Genomic DNA, 13,860 nt, shown 5'->3' on the forward strand with positions numbered 1-13,860 from the left:
TGGGACTCCGGCGCGATCGCCCCGCGGTCACGGGCTGCTGAGCACCGTGAAGTGAGCCACCTCGGGCGGCTGCTCCAGATAGGTCCGTTCCTCGTCCGACCAGACCGGCCGCTTCGCCCATGCCGGACCGGCGTAGCCGCGCAGCGCCTCCTCGTCCCGCCACCTGGTCACCACCAGCACCCGGTGCGGGCCTCCGGAGAGCGAGCACAGCAGTTCGCCGCCGAGACAGCCGTCGAGTCCCGCCAACTGCGGCAGCATCTCCGACTGGATCACCGCGCAGAACTCGGTCACCAGCTTCGGCGCGACCCGCGCCTCCCAGATCCGGACGATCATCGTTACCTCCTCCACCAGCCCGGCCGGCGGGAGGCCGGCAGCCCCCGGAAACGTCGGCCCCAGAGGCCACCCACGGAGAGTCCACCTCCATTATCGACGCCCACCCGGCCCGGCCACTGGGCGCCGCCTCCCGACGCGTGCTCCCTCCCGCACGCACGGCGCCGCACCATCGGGGTGGCGGTAGGCTGGCCGCCAATCGAGCGTCGTGCCGAACCGGCTGCGGCCGGTCCCGGCGCGACGCGCTCGGACCACACGACGACCGGGTGATCCTGCGTGACGGTCTTCCTGTTGGCGATCGGCGCGGGCTGCTGCCTGGGCCTGGGCTTCGTGCTCCAGCAGCACGCGGCGCAGCGGGCCCCGCGCGCCGACCTGCTGCGTTGGCGGCTGCTGCTGGACCTGCTGAAGATGCCCGAGTGGCTGGCGGGCATCGCAGCCATGGTGACCGGCCTGGTGCTCAGCGCCTGGGCGCTCGCCCTGGGTGAGGTCTCCCTGGTGGAGCCGCTGCTCACCACCAATCTCGCCTTCGCCATGGCCCTGGCCAGCGTGCTGAGCAGACAGCGGCTGGGGCGTTCGGGCTGGGGCGGGGTGGTGGTGCTGGGCCTCGGGGTGACGGCGTTCATCCTGGCCGGTGATCCCCGGGAGGGCAGGCCGCAGGCGGGCGAGCTGCGGCACTGGCTGGTCTTCGGCGTGGTGGCGGGTCTGGCCCTGCTGCTGGTCTCCTTCGGGCGGCGCCTGCCGCGCTTCGAGGAGGCGACCGTCCTCGCCCTGGCGGCCGGGCTGCTCTACGGCCTGCAGGACGCGCTCACCCGCGCCACCGCCAGCCGGATCGACGCCGGCGGGGTGGCGGCGGTGCTGGGCCACTGGGAGCCGTACGCGGTGGTGGGCCTCGGGGCTTTCGGGCTGCTCCTGGTGCAGAGCGCCTTCGAGGTGGCACCGCTGCGGATGTCGCTGCCGGCGCTGACCGCGGCGCAGCCGCTGGCCGGGATCGTCTGCGCGGTGGGGTTCCTCGGCGACCGGCTGCGGGTCACACCGGGGGCGCTGGCCTGGGAGGTGGTCGGGCTGCTGGCGATGCTGGGAGGCGTGGTGGTCCTGGGGCGCCATCCCTCGCTGCCGAACGCCTGTGGGAGCAGGACCGCCGAGATGCAGAAGGCCTCCCCGTGAAGCGGGGACCGGGACCGGCGGCTCGCACCCGGTGCCCCGCCGGCGCGTCCACTGGCGGGATGTCAGCCGGGTGGGAGCGAGAGGCGGGGAGACCTGACAGGTTGTCGGGGTTCGGTCCGCTGCCGGCTGGGGAGTCTGCAAGGACACCCGTCGCAGCCTCCCGTCACAGCCGTCCCCCGGTTCCCGGTCGGTCACTCGATCGCCGACTGTCACCCGAACGTCGGAGTGACGCGGGGACGTCCAGGTCGTTGGCACGTCAACGACCCGTCCCGACGGCCCCGGCCCCGACAGCTCCAGGCCCCATCAGCTCTCACTGATTCAGGAGCGCTTCCCATGTCGCAGTCCCAGATCGTCCGCGCCGCCCTCGTCCAGACCCGTTGGACGGGCGAGCAGTCCTCGATGCTGGATCTCCATGAGCGGTACGCCCGGGAGGCGGCCGCCCAGGGGGCGCGGATCATCGGGTTCCAGGAGGTCTTCAACGCCCCCTACTTCTGCCAGGTCCAGGAGCCGGAGCACTACCGGTGGGCCGAGCCCGTCCCGGACGGGCCCACCGTGACCCGGATGTGCGCGTTGGCCGCCGAACTGGGCCTGGTCATGGTCGTGCCCGTCTACGAGGTGGAGCAGAGCGGGGTGTACTACAACACCGCCGCCGTGATCGACGCCGACGGCACCTTCCTGGGCAAGTACCGCAAGCACCACATCCCGCAGGTCAAGGGCTTCTGGGAGAAGTACTACTTCAAGCCCGGCAACCTCGGCTGGCCGGTCTTCGACACCGCGGTCGGCAAGGTCGGTGTCTACATCTGCTACGACCGGCACTTCCCCGAGGGCTGGCGGGCGCTCGGGCTCGCCGGGGCGCAGATCGTCTACAACCCCTCCGCGACCAGCCGCGGCCTGTCCGGCTATCTGTGGCAGCTGGAACAGCCGGCCGCGGCCGTGGCCAACGAGTACTTCGTGGCGGCGATCAACCGGGTCGGCGTGGAGGAGTACGGCGACAACGACTTCTACGGCAGCTCGTACTTCGTGGACCCGCGCGGTCAGTTCGTCGGCGAGGTGGCCTCCGACAAGGAGGAGGAGCTGCTGGTCCGGGACCTGGACCTCGGGCTGATCGAAGAGGTCCGCCAGCAGTGGGCGTTCTACCGCGACCGCAGGCCCGACGCGTACGGGCCGCTCACCCAGGCCTGAGCGACCGGCGCCGGGCACTCGACCAGGCCAGTCGACCGCGCAGACACTCGACCCTGCAGACGGCGACGCCGCACGCATGCGAACCCGCAGACCGAGGAGGGCTCCATCCGATGACCACGACCGACCTCCCGACCGCCGGCTTGCGGGCGCGGCACCGGGCCGTGCTGCCGGCCTGGCTGGCCACCTACTACCGCGAGCCGATCGAGCTGACGCACGGCGAGGGCCGGTACGTCTGGGATGCCGAGGGCAACCGCTACCTGGACTTCTTCGGCGGCATCCTGACCACGATGACGGCTCACGCGCTGCCCGAGGTGACCAAGGCGGTGGCCGAGCAGGCCGGCCGGATCCTGCACACCTCCACCCTCTACCTCTCCTCGGCGATGGTCGAACTGGCCGAGGAGATCGCCGCGTTGTCCGGCATCCCGGACGCCAAGGTGTTCTTCACCTCCTCGGGCACGGAGGCCAATGACGCCGCACTGCTGCTGGCCACCACCTTCCGGCGCTCCAACCAGATCCTCGCGCTGCGCAACAGCTACCACGGCCGCTCCTTCTCCACCGTGGGCATCACCGGCAACACCAGCTGGTCCCCCACCAGCCTCTCGCCGCTGCAGACCCTCTTCGTGCACGGCGGGGTCCGTGACAGCGGGCCCTACGCGCGGCTGACCGACGCCGAGTTCATCGCGGCCTGCGTGACGGACCTCAAGGAGATGCTGGGCCAGGCCGAGGGGACGGTGGCCGCGCTGATCGCCGAGCCGATCCAGGGTGTCGGCGGCTTCACCCACGGGCCGGACGGTCTGCTCGCCGCCTTCAAGGAGGTCCTGGACCAGCACGGCATCCTGTGGATCAGCGATGAGGTGCAGACCGGCTGGGGCCGTACCGGTGACCACTTCTGGGGCTGGCAGGCGCACGGCCAGGCAGGCCCACCGGACATCCTCACCTTCGCCAAGGGCATCGCGAACGGGATGTCCATGGGCGGGGTGGTGGCCCGCGCGGAGGTGATGGACTGCCTGGGCGCCAACTCCATCTCCACCTTCGGCGGCAGCCCCATCACCTGCGTGGCCGCCCTGGCCAACCTGCGCTACCTGCTGGAGCACGACCTGCAGGCCAACGCCCGCCGCACCGGAGCACTGCTGCGGGCCCAACTGGAGGCCGCCCGGCTGGAGTCACCGATCGTGCGCGAGATCCGGGGCCGCGGCCTGATGCTCGGCGTCGCGCTGACGGATGCCGCCGCAGCCACCGCCGTCCTCGAACACGCGCGGTCCCTCGGGCTGCTGATCGGCAAGGGCGGCCGGGCCGGGGACGCGCTGCGGATCGCCCCGCCGCTCTCCCTCACCGAGGACGAGGCCCGCGAGGGCGCGGAGCTGCTCATCGAGGCGCTGCGGCGGGCCGCCGCCGGAACGGAGGCAGGAGCATGACGCGCACCCTGATCAGCGGCGGACTGGTGATCACCGCCGCCGAGGAACTCACGGCGGACGTGCTGATCGAGGACCAGCGGATCGTGGCACTCGCCAGCACAGGCAGCGAGGTGGCGGCCGGCTGGCAGGCGGACCGGGTGATCGACGCCCAGGGGCGGTACGTCATCCCCGGCGGGGTGGATGCCCACACCCATATGGAATTGCCGTTCGGCGGGACCAAAGCGTCGGACAGCTTCGAGACCGGTACCCGGGCGGCAGCCTGGGGCGGCACCACGACCATCGTGGACTTCGCCGTGCAGCAGGTGGGTGGCTCGCTGCGGGCGGGACTGGACAGCTGGCACGCCAAGGCCGAGGGCAACTGCGCGATCGACTACGCCTTCCACACCATCGTCTCGGACGTCACCGACGACGTGCTGAAGGAACTGGACCTGCTCACCGAGAGCGGTGAATCGACCTCCTTCAAGCTCTTCATGGCCTACCCCGGCGTCTTCTACAGCGACGACGGCAGGATCCTGCGGGCGATGCAGCGCTGCGCCGGAAACGGCGGGCTGATCATGATGCACGCCGAGAACGGCATCGCGATCGACGTCCTGGTCGCGCAGGCACTGGCGGCCGGCCACACCGACCCGCGCTATCACGGCGAGGTGCGCCGGGAGCTGTTGGAGGCGGAAGCGACCCACCGGGCGATCAAGCTCGCCCAGGTGGCCGGCTCACCGCTCTACGTGGTGCACGTCTCCGCCGCCTCCGCACTGGCCGAGCTGACTGCGGCCCGGGACCAGGGGCTGCCGGTCTTCGGCGAGACCTGCCCGCAGTACCTCTTCCTCTCCACCGACAACCTCGCCGAGCCCGACTTCGAGGGCGCCAAGTACGTCTGCTCCACCCCGCTGCGCCCGCGCGAACACCAGGCGGAGCTGTGGAAGGGCCTGCGCACGGACGACCTCCAGGTCGTCTCGACCGACCACTGCCCGTTCTGCTTCGTCGGCCAGAAGGACCTGGGGCGCGGGGACTTCTCGAAGATCCCCAACGGGCTGCCCGGCGTGGAGAACCGGATGGACCTGCTGCACCAGGCGGTGGTGGAGGGCCGGATCTCCCGACGGCGCTGGATCGAGATCGCCTGCGCCGCGCCCGCCCGGATGTTCGGCCTCTACCCGCGCAAGGGCACCATCGCGCCCGGCGCCGACGCCGACGTGGTGATCTACGACCCCGCCGCGACCCAGACCATCTCGGCCGCCACCCACCACATGAACGTCGACTACTCCGCCTACGAGGGACGGCAGGTCACCGGCCGGGTGGAGACCGTGCTGTCGCGCGGCACCGTGATCCTGGAGGACGGCCGCTGGCTCGGCCGCGCCGGGCACGGGGGTTTCCTGCGACGGGGTACCTGCCAGTACCTGGGCTGACCCGGGCAGGCCTTCCCGCGCACCACGTCCCCGCACCGAACCCGGGTGCCCGCTCCGGGTTGCCCACCCCTTCGACGAACGGACCCCGTGCATGGACATCGGACTCGTGCTGCAGACCGACCCGCCCGCCCGACTGCTGGTGGAGCGGATGCAACGCGCCGAGGCGGCCGGCTTCAGCCATGGCTGGACCTTCGACTCCTGTGTGCTCTGGCAGGAGCCCTTCGTGATCTACAGTCAGATCCTCGCTCGGACCGAGCGGCTGACAGTGGGGCCGATGGTCACCAATCCCTCCACCCGGACCTGGGAGGTGACCGCCTCGCTCTTCGCGACCCTCAACGACATGTTCGGCAACCGGACCGTCTGCGGCATCGGGCGCGGGGACTCCGCGATGCGGGTGGCCGGGCGGCGCCCGGCCACCCTGGCCCGGCTCAGCGAGGCCATGCACGCGATCAAGGAGCTGGCCGAGGGACGCCCGGTGGTGGTCGACGGCACCGAACTGCGCCTGCCCTGGGTCAGGGACGGCCACCTGCCGATCTGGATGGGCGCCTACGGCCCCAGGGCCCTGGAGCTGACCGGCCGCCAGGCGGACGGCTTCATCCTGCAACTGGCCGACCCGTATCTGACCGAATACATGATCAAGGCGGTGCGGTCGGCCGCGACGGCCGCCGGTCGAGACCCGGACTCGGTGCGCATCTGCGTCGCGGCCCCGGCCTACGTCACGGCGGACGACTCTCCGGCCGCGCTGGCCCACGCCCGTGAACAGTGCCGCTGGTTCGGGGGCATGGTGGGCAACCACGTCGCCGACCTGGTCACCCACTACGGCGAGCACTCGGACCTGGTCCCGGAGGCGCTCACCGCCTACATCAAGGACCGGCAGGGCTACGACTACAGCCACCACGGACGCGCGGACAACCCCGACACCGGGTTCGTGCCGGACGAGATCGTGGACCGGTTCTGCCTGATCGGCCCGCCGGCCGCCCACCTCGCCCGGCTGGAGCAGTTGCGCTCGCTCGGCGTCGACCAGTTCGCCGTCTACGCGATGCACGACGCGATCGAGACGACCATCGACCTGTACGGCAGCGCGGTGATCCCACAGCTGTGATCCCACAGTTCTGAGCGCACAGTTGTGATCCCACGGTTCTGAGCGCAAGGCCGGGGGCTAGGATCCGTGACGGGTCGTCAGCAGACCCGATCACACGGATCCGGAGGCGGACTTGACTGTGACAGCACCGAGCAACCCGGCACAGACCAGGGTGCAGGAGATCCTCGACGAACTCACCGTCACCGGCGAGGAGACCGGCATCCAGGTCGCCGCCTACCTTGACGGGGAGCTCGTGGTCGACGCCTGGTCGGGCCTCGCCGACGTGGCGAGCGGGGCGCTGATGGAGGGCGAGACCCTGGTGCCCTCCTGGTCGACCGGCAAGGGGGTCGCCGCAACGCTGGTGGCCGTCCTGGTCGACCAGCGGATACTCGACTACGACGCTCCGATCAGCAGCTACTGGCCGGAGTTCGGGGCGCAGGGCAAGCAGCAGATCACCCTGGGCCAGTTGCTCTCGCACTCCGCCGGAGTGCCCCAGCTGCGCCCCGACCTGTCCCCGGAGGAACTGCTCGACCCACCGACCGTCGCCGCGTGGCTGGCCGCGCAGCCACCGCTGTGGGCCCCGGGCACCGCCACGGGCTACCACGCATGGACCTTTGGCGTGCTGCTCGCCGAGATCCTGCACCGGAGTACTGGCCGCAGCTGTGAGCAGCTGCTCCGCGACGAACTCGCCGCCCCGCTCGGCGTCGCCGACACCCTGCTCTTCTCGGTCCCCGACCAGCTGCTGCCCCGGCTGGCCACCTGCTACGACGGCACCTGGGCGGCCCGGCTGGCCGCCATGCCGGACGACTCGCCCTTCCTGGTGTGCGCGCCGCGGACGGTCTCCCCGGTGGCCGAACTCGCGAACCGGGCCGACTTCCGGCGTACCGCGCTGCCGGCCAACAGCACCCTGACCGCCCGGGCCGCCGCCCGGATGTACGCGATGCTCGCCTGTGGCGAGGTCGACGGCGTCCGGCTGCTCTCCGACGCCGCACTGAAGACGGCCACCGCCCCGCGCACCCTCGGGGTCGACCGGATACTCGGACTGCCGATACCGAAGTCCTACGGCTTCATGCTCGGCGGTCCAGGATCGGGCATCCGCACCGGTGACCAGGCGTTCGGCATGAGCGGCTCCGGGGGCAGCGGGGCCTACGCCGATCCGCTGCACCGCTTCTCCTTCGCGCTGACGAAGAATCGGATGGCCATGAACGGAACGGACGAGCGGATCGTCCGCGCGATCCACGCTGCCCTCGGCATCGCGGCCGGCTGAGGCCTCCGGGGCGCCGGTCCAGGGCTCCGGCCGCTCAGGCCACGTGGACGATGGGGGCAGCCTCGGTGGCCGGGCCAGGTGGGACGGCCGCGGCAGGTGCGGCGCCGAAGCGAGCCAGGTAGTGCCAGACCCGCTTGAGTGCCTGCTCGTCGTAGCGGCCGGTGCGTGCGGCTGCTCCGATGATGCCCGGGTCGAGGAGCCCGTCCTCGGCCAGCTCGGCCCCGAGGTCCACGAACTCCTGCCCCCGGAACTCCGGGTGGCGCCGGAGTTCCTCGACTCCGAGCCGGTAGCCGCCGTGCCACTCGACCCGGCAGGGCAGCAGGCGAGCGGCGGCCTCGACCTCCGTCCCCTGGTAGCACGGGTCCAGAACCAGCGCCTCCACGTGCTGGTCGAACAGGACGGGCCCGTGCACCTGGGCCTCGATGTAGTCGTCCAGGGCGTCCCTGCTGTCGGCGGCGGCCAGCTCCACCAGTGACATTGCCGACGCGACGCCGAAGTCCTCGGGCTCGGCGGCGCTGTCCGGGTAGCAGAAGGTGGCCCGGGTGAGTGCTTCGCACGCCAGGCGGAAGTGCGCCGACCCGAACCGCGGCGCCGCACCCACCACTTGGCGTCGGAAGTTCAGCGCCCCGTAGATCGGGCGCTCATCGGCGGGCGCGTCGTCATAGGCCCCGCCGAAGATCCGCTGCTCCCACCGCCAGCGGTCGCCGCCCTGACGGGCGGTCAACCCGCCATTGCTGGTCCCGGTCACGAACTGCGACCGGTACACCCCGTCGGCCGCCATCGCGCGCAGGACGGGCCGACCGCCCACCAAGCGGTCGGGGTGGAAGTTCAGCGTCAGCCGCAGCTGCGGATCGACCGGTACTCCGGTGGACCGGGCAGCGACGTGACGGATGGCCCGTAGCCGCCTGGGCTCCTCGGAGTCGGTACGCACGGTCGAAGTCTGCCGCAGACCGGTGGCGGGGTGGGAGCCGGGGTCGGTCGTTCAGTGGGCTCGACCAGGACGGCCGATCAGGGTGTCTCGTGCCGGTCCGCAACAACGGGCGGCGGCCGGCGGATGACCACACGCCCGGAGCCGAGGTCGATCCGGCGATCGAGCGGAGCGCCCGGCTCCACGTCCTCACGAAGGACCAGTCGCCGCTCCTTCTCCTCGGCCACGTGCCGCTGGCTCGGGGAGAGCAGGGTGTGAATCTCGTTGATCACGCTGAACATCGACCCGGCGCCGACTTCAGCCTCGCGTTTTCGCCAGTAGATCCAGCCGTGCCGCTCCATCCACAGCAAGGCCTGATCGATGAGGAGCAGCGCGGGTACCGCCGCCACCACCCCGAGGAATATGTTCATCGCCCACTTCCGACTGTAGATGCCGCCTGCCGAAGATGTCGGCCTGCCTGGTTGCTCCACTGCTGCCGCCTCGGCGGCGTTCATCCCGTCCTGACAACGGAGCGGCCGGTACCAACGTGCCCGTTCGACTGCGGAGCGCCTGGGCCGGTGGAATCCGCTGTGGAGTTGAGAAGGAGCGAGGATCGGGCCGAGCACGGTCACCTGCGGCGAGGCGACCGGGCCCGGAGGCTGGAGCTGACGGTGGCGGCGGGATCGTTCATGGTGGGTGCCTCTCCGGGAGTCTCTGCGGGGCCGGTGGTTCCGGCACGGCCAACATGCGGCAGTCCGCAGGCGGTGTCGATGGGTTTCCCGTTTCCCGTCGAGGCTGGGAAACGGGCCCTGCGGGAAACCCGGTGGGAAACACCGTGCGACCGGGGCAGGAAACACCGCGGGGAAACACCGGGAAACCTGGGCGGGCCCGGGGACTGGCGGATGACGTCGGGGGACGGGAGTTGACGGCCGGTCTCCTGCCGGCCCGCCGGCTCGTTGAACCGGCATGGACCATGACCTCGCTTCTCTCCCCCGTCCAGCCCGCGATGACCGACGCATGCCCCGGCCGCTGCGCCGCGCGCTGCTGCGGGCCGTCGTCGCCGGACTGGGCTGCGCCGTCGCGCTGACCGTGGCGGGCTGCGAGGAGCAGGTGCCCGCCCGGCTCGACGACCCTGCGACTCCGATGTCGTCCCTTGCCGGGTCGCCCGGGCCGAGCGGGACGGCCACGGCCGGGGCGCCACCGCCCGTTCGGTCGCACGTGGCGCCGAGCGACAGCTTCGAGCTGCGCGAGGAGCAGCGGGCGGGCAGCGCGCCGGTGTCGCCCGGCGCTGGGACCGGGCTGTCGTCGGCGGCCGACAGCCCCGGCTCCCCCTCGGCCCCGTCGGGCGGTTCGGCCGAGCCGAACCGGGCCGAGACGCCGGGCAGCAGTTCGACGGCCGAGGACGACCAGTCACCCGGACCGACCGGACCTCCACCGCTCCGGCCCGCGCACCCCGATGGGTCGGGCTCGGGGGCGACGCGGGGCCCGGCCGGACATGCGAGCCGTCCCGGGCGTGGCGGGCCGCCGACCGCGGCACGTCCGGCGCCCTCACCGGCGCCGCCGCCCAGGCCGTCCGACAGTGGGCCCGGGTCCGCGGGCGGCTCGGCGCCCGGCACACCGGCCGGTGGCGGCCCCGCGGTCGGCGGCGGGACCGGCGGGGCAGGCGGGGCAGGCGGCACCGGGGTCTGCGGCTTGGCACAGACCTACGGGCGGTGGCCGGCCGACTCCGATCAGGCCAGGATCTGCCGCGGTGTCTACGGTGGCTGACGGCCCGTGGGCGAACACCGGTTGCCCGTCCCGGGTGTGACAGCATGCTGGCGACCGGCTCGAATCGTCAGGCCGCTGCCCAGGGCCGGACTCACTCGTCGCTTTGGAGGAATCATGATCGCCGCGTTCAGCGTCACCCCGCTCGGCATCGGTGAGGACGTGGCCGAGGCCGTGGCCGCCGCCGTACGGGTCGTCCGGGCCAGTGGGCTGCCGAATCAGACCGACGCGATGTTCACCTCGATCGAGGGCGACTGGGACGAGGTGATGAGCCTGATCAAGGAGGCCGTGGAGGCGGTGAAGCCCTTCGCCAGCCGGGTCAGCACGGTGATCAAGATCGACGACCGGGCCGGCGTCACCGACGGGCTGACCCGGAAGATGGCCTCGCTGGAACGGCACCTCGCGGGCTGAAAGGGCGGGCCGGGACGCACCGGGCCCGGGGCTCACCTCCCGAAGAGCCGGGCGGCGTTCTGATAGCAGACCGCGCGGAGCCAGTCGTCGCCGAGGTCGAGCCCGGCCAGCGAGTCCAGCGCGTGCAGGTAGGGGTACGGGATGTTCGGGTAGTCGGTGCCGAGCAGGATCCGGTCCCCCAACTGCAGCAGGCGCGGCCGAAGGTCGGGCGGGAACGGCGAATGCCGCTCGGTGAACTCGGTGAAGGCCATCGTGGTGTCCAGGTGGACCGCCGGGTACCTGGCCGCCAGGTCGAGGAACTCGGCGTACTCGGGCAGTCCGAGATGGGCCACGATCAGCGGGAGCGCCGGATGGCGGGCCATCACCTCGGCCATCGGGCCGGGCCCGGTGTGCTTGCCCGGTGCCGGCCCGGAGCCGCAGTGGGTGACCACCGGGATCCCGCGCTCGGCGAGCAGACCCCAGACGCCGTCCAACAGCGGATCGGTCGGGTCGTAGCCGCCCACCTGGAGGTGGGCCTTGAAGACCCGGGCACCGCCGTCGACCGCCTCGGCCACGTAGCGCTCGGCGCCCGGCTCCGGGAAGAAGGTCGCGGTGTGCAGGCAGTCCGGGGTCCGCGCGGCGAACCCGGCCGCCCAGCCGTTGAGCCACTCGGCCATCCCCGCCTTGTGCGGGTAGAGCATCGCGGTGAACGCGCGGACGCCGAAGCCCCGCAGCACGGCCAGGCGTTCGGCCTCGTCCTCGCGGTAGGTGATGCCCCACTCCCGGCCGATCAGCGGACCGGCCGCATCGAAGTAGGCCCACACCTTGGCCAGCACGTTCTCGGGCATGAAGTGGGTGTGCACGTCGATCAGGCCGGGCAGACCGAGCCGCTGCCAGAACGCGGTGACCCCGGCGGCCTCGGCCGCCGTACCCGGGGCGGCACCGGGAGCCGTTGCCGCGTCCCGGCCTGCCGCGCGCTGCTGGTCCTCCGCCATCCGACGCCCACCTCTCCCGGTCTCGCTCTCGATCGTGCCTGGGCTCCAGGCCATCGAATGCCTGATGGTGCGATCACCACAGCACAACCTACCGGCCGGTAGGCATCACCGGCCGGGCGTCCGGGAAATCCGCTCGCCCAGCCCCGACCCCAGCCCCGACCCGGCCCCGGCACCGCAGCCGCAGCCGCAGCCGCAGCCCACGTTGCCGGCCGTCAGCGCCAGCGACGAGTGCGCGGCGGCGGGCCGTCCATGATCTCGGGGTTCGCCATGAAGAGCATCAGGTGCCCGCAACCGCGGCAGGCCAGCGCCTCCACGGAACTCTTGCGCGCGAAGACCCGCCCGGGCACGAAGGCCTTCACCAGCAGACGGCCGGATCTGTCGGTGTGCGCGTCGACCTCGACCTGCCGCAGCTCGCCCGCGCAGAGCGGACAGGCCGTCGGTGCCTGGTACGTCGAGCCGTCGCTGGGCCACTCGTCCACGGTGCCCGAGTTCGCGTCCTGCACTCACACCACCCCCTGTTAGACCATTGGCCAACCCCGGTACTGCGGTTGGCCCTGACCGTGCAGGTTAGCCCCGGACCGCCGGGGAGGCACCGGGTGGGTCCGGTCATTGTCCGCCGGCTCCCCCGGGAACCGGCTCGCCGGGGGCCGGTTCGGCACGGTCCGGCTCGTCGGGGGTGAGCTCGTCGGCGAGCAGATCCATCAGCAGGCCGTCGTGCCAACTGCCGTCCGCGCCACGCTCGTAGCGGCGCATCACGCCGACCGGGCGGAAGCCGACCTTGGTGTAGCAGCGGATGGCCGGCGCGTTGTCCGCGGCCGGGTCGATCACCAGCCGGTGGTGGCCCCGGTCGGTGATCAAGTGGCGGGCCAGCGTGCGCACGGCGTCCGTGCCGAGGCCGCGACCGTGCAGGGCCGGGTCGAGGTAGATGTCGATGCTCGCATGGCGGTACTCCGGCTCGGTCTCCTCCGACCACTGGATCGCCCCGGCCACCCGGCCCCGGTGGAGGATCGCGAGCGGGTGGCTGCCCGGCTCGGCGAGGTCCTCGGCCACCGCCGCCGCCAGGTCCTCGCCGCCGCGCCAGCGCTCGTACACCTCGGGGGTGCGGCGGATCGCGACCAGCGCCGGGACGTCCTCGGCGGTGGCCGGGCGCAGCAGCACCCGGGCGCCGCGCAGGACGCCGGTGGCAGCGGACGCGACCGACGGCTCGGCGGCGCCCTGCCCGGTGGTGGACCGATCGGCGTTCGACGACTCAGACATGCCGGTCAGCCTACGGACCAGGCGCGCCCGCGCGGTGACGACGCTCCCGCACGGTGCCCGGCCAGCACGTCGGTCACCGCCCCTGCGGGTGGCCGCGGTGCTGCTCCCATTCGGGAGCCAGGATCGCCATCACCAGATCGTCCGCCCACTCGTCCCCGAACCGGTGTGCCTGGCGACGCACGCCCTCCAGGACGAAGCCGGCCTTCTCGTAGCAGCGTCGCGCGCGCGGATTGAAGGAGAAGAGACCGAGCGAGATGCGGTGCAGCCCCAGGCGCTCGAAGCCATGGCCGACGATCAGGCGCAGCGCCTCGGTGCCGAGGCCCCGGTCGCGACCGGCTTCGGCCAGGACGATCCGGAAGTTGCAACTGCGGTTGGCGGGTTCCCACTCGTTGAGCACCACCTCGCCGACACAGTGACCGGTGGCGCGGTCGACCACCGCCAGGTCCAGCCGGTCGGCCTGCTCGGCGCGGCTGCCGTACCACGCCCGCATCCGCCGCTCGGCGTCCTCGTCCCAGGGCGGGGGCGGGGTGTTGCCGGGGTCCCCGTTGGCGAAGCGGGCGACCTCGGGGTCGGCCAGCATGCCGCGCAGCACGTCGATGTCCGTTGCCAGCTGGAAGGGACGCAGCAGCACCCGCTCGCCGACCAGCGTGGGCTTCTCACTGAAAGCGGCCTTCGCACCGGCCCGTTGCTCGCTCATGGCCGGATTGT

General features: G+C 72.2%; 14 protein-coding genes and 1 pseudogene. 8 read left to right on the top strand and 7 right to left on the bottom strand.

Annotated elements, in window-relative coordinates:
• Positions 1-27 precede the first annotated feature (27 nt).
• Positions 28-333: an antibiotic biosynthesis monooxygenase family protein gene (locus tag OG294_RS06175; protein WP_327065392.1), complete on the bottom strand. Its 306-nt coding sequence runs from the start codon at positions 331-333 to the stop codon at positions 28-30.
• 273 nt (positions 334-606) lie between these two features.
• On the opposite strand from OG294_RS06175, the gene OG294_RS06180 reads away from it, so the two are divergent.
• The 6 genes from OG294_RS06180 to OG294_RS06205 all read left to right on the top strand — a co-directional run bounded on the left by OG294_RS06180 (position 607) and on the right by OG294_RS06205 (position 7,839).
• On the top strand, positions 607-1,494 hold the full coding sequence (locus tag OG294_RS06180; protein ID WP_327065393.1) for a DMT family transporter: 888 nt from the start codon (positions 607-609) through the stop codon (positions 1,492-1,494).
• 333 nt (positions 1,495-1,827) lie between these two features.
• A complete protein-coding gene (locus tag OG294_RS06185) occupies positions 1,828-2,676 on the top strand; it encodes a nitrilase-related carbon-nitrogen hydrolase (RefSeq protein WP_327065394.1) in 849 nt (282 codons plus the stop codon).
• Between the two features lie 110 nt (positions 2,677-2,786).
• Positions 2,787-4,091 (top strand): aspartate aminotransferase family protein, encoded by a 1,305-nt coding sequence (locus OG294_RS06190; protein ID WP_327065395.1) that lies wholly within the window; start codon positions 2,787-2,789, stop codon positions 4,089-4,091.
• Positions 4,088-5,491, top strand: coding sequence for a dihydropyrimidinase (gene hydA / locus OG294_RS06195; protein WP_327065396.1), 1,404 nt, complete (start codon positions 4,088-4,090; stop codon positions 5,489-5,491). The genes OG294_RS06190 and hydA overlap by 4 nt, the downstream gene beginning before the upstream one ends.
• 91 nt (positions 5,492-5,582) lie before the next feature.
• Complete coding sequence (locus tag OG294_RS06200) at positions 5,583-6,593, top strand: TIGR03842 family LLM class F420-dependent oxidoreductase (protein WP_327065397.1); 1,011 nt, start codon at positions 5,583-5,585, stop codon at positions 6,591-6,593.
• Positions 6,594-6,711: 118 nt separating this feature from the next.
• Positions 6,712-7,839, top strand: coding sequence for a serine hydrolase domain-containing protein (locus tag OG294_RS06205; RefSeq protein ID WP_327071456.1), 1,128 nt, complete (start codon positions 6,712-6,714; stop codon positions 7,837-7,839).
• Positions 7,840-7,873: 34 nt separating this feature from the next.
• Here the strand turns inward: OG294_RS06205 and OG294_RS06210 are convergent, their stop codons facing one another.
• Complete coding sequence (locus OG294_RS06210) at positions 7,874-8,770, bottom strand: DUF3626 domain-containing protein (protein ID WP_327065398.1); 897 nt, start codon at positions 8,768-8,770, stop codon at positions 7,874-7,876.
• Positions 8,771-8,847: 77 nt separating this feature from the next.
• Positions 8,848-9,261 (bottom strand): DUF6191 domain-containing protein, encoded by a 414-nt coding sequence (locus OG294_RS06215; RefSeq protein ID WP_327065399.1) that lies wholly within the window; start codon positions 9,259-9,261, stop codon positions 8,848-8,850.
• 502 nt (positions 9,262-9,763) lie between these two features.
• Between OG294_RS06215 and OG294_RS06220 the strand changes: the two genes are divergently transcribed.
• A complete protein-coding gene (locus OG294_RS06220) occupies positions 9,764-10,513 on the top strand; it encodes a hypothetical protein (RefSeq protein WP_327065400.1) in 750 nt (249 codons plus the stop codon).
• 114 nt (positions 10,514-10,627) lie between these two features.
• Positions 10,628-10,921: an MTH1187 family thiamine-binding protein gene (locus tag OG294_RS06225; RefSeq protein ID WP_327065401.1), complete on the top strand. Its 294-nt coding sequence runs from the start codon at positions 10,628-10,630 to the stop codon at positions 10,919-10,921.
• A gap of 32 nt (positions 10,922-10,953) precedes the next feature.
• Here OG294_RS06225 and OG294_RS06230 read toward each other — a convergent pair whose 3' ends face one another.
• From OG294_RS06230 to OG294_RS06245, 4 genes and pseudogenes are all read right to left on the bottom strand, one after another.
• The gene (locus OG294_RS06230) at positions 10,954-11,895 is read right to left on the bottom strand and encodes an amidohydrolase family protein (RefSeq protein WP_327065402.1); all 942 of its coding nucleotides are present in this window, start codon (positions 11,893-11,895) and stop codon (positions 10,954-10,956) included.
• Positions 11,896-12,107: 212 nt separating this feature from the next.
• Positions 12,108-12,398, bottom strand: a complete 291-nt coding sequence (locus tag OG294_RS06235) for a hypothetical protein (protein ID WP_327065403.1) — start codon at positions 12,396-12,398, stop codon at positions 12,108-12,110.
• Between the two features lie 172 nt (positions 12,399-12,570).
• Positions 12,571-13,152 (bottom strand): annotated as a pseudogene (locus OG294_RS06240) (GNAT family N-acetyltransferase); the annotation flags it as partial.
• Positions 13,153-13,225: 73 nt separating this feature from the next.
• The gene (locus tag OG294_RS06245) at positions 13,226-13,849 is read right to left on the bottom strand and encodes a GNAT family N-acetyltransferase (protein ID WP_327065404.1); all 624 of its coding nucleotides are present in this window, start codon (positions 13,847-13,849) and stop codon (positions 13,226-13,228) included.
• Between the last annotated feature and the right edge of the window lie 11 nt (positions 13,850-13,860).

The organism is Kitasatospora sp. NBC_01302 (assembly GCF_035976515.1).
GTDB lineage: Bacteria > Actinomycetota > Actinomycetes > Streptomycetales > Streptomycetaceae > Kitasatospora.

Bases quoted from the DNA above. Each gene is read 5' to 3' on its own strand.
- OG294_RS06175 (WP_327065392.1), bottom strand. From the start codon at position 333: ATGATCGTCCGGATCTGGGAGGCGCGGGTCGCGCCGAAGCTGGTGACC.
- OG294_RS06185 (WP_327065394.1), top strand. From the start codon at position 1,828: ATGTCGCAGTCCCAGATCGTCCGCGCCGCCCTCGTCCAGACCCGTTGG.
- OG294_RS06190 (WP_327065395.1), top strand. From the start codon at position 2,787: ATGACCACGACCGACCTCCCGACCGCCGGCTTGCGGGCGCGGCACCGG.
- hydA (WP_327065396.1), top strand. From the start codon at position 4,088: ATGACGCGCACCCTGATCAGCGGCGGACTGGTGATCACCGCCGCCGAG.
- OG294_RS06200 (WP_327065397.1), top strand. From the start codon at position 5,583: ATGGACATCGGACTCGTGCTGCAGACCGACCCGCCCGCCCGACTGCTG.
- OG294_RS06215 (WP_327065399.1), bottom strand. From the start codon at position 9,261: ATGAACGCCGCCGAGGCGGCAGCAGTGGAGCAACCAGGCAGGCCGACA.
- OG294_RS06220 (WP_327065400.1), top strand. From the start codon at position 9,764: ATGCCCCGGCCGCTGCGCCGCGCGCTGCTGCGGGCCGTCGTCGCCGGA.
- OG294_RS06225 (WP_327065401.1), top strand. From the start codon at position 10,628: ATGATCGCCGCGTTCAGCGTCACCCCGCTCGGCATCGGTGAGGACGTG.
- OG294_RS06230 (WP_327065402.1), bottom strand. From the start codon at position 11,895: ATGGCGGAGGACCAGCAGCGCGCGGCAGGCCGGGACGCGGCAACGGCT.
- OG294_RS06245 (WP_327065404.1), bottom strand. From the start codon at position 13,849: ATGAGCGAGCAACGGGCCGGTGCGAAGGCCGCTTTCAGTGAGAAGCCC.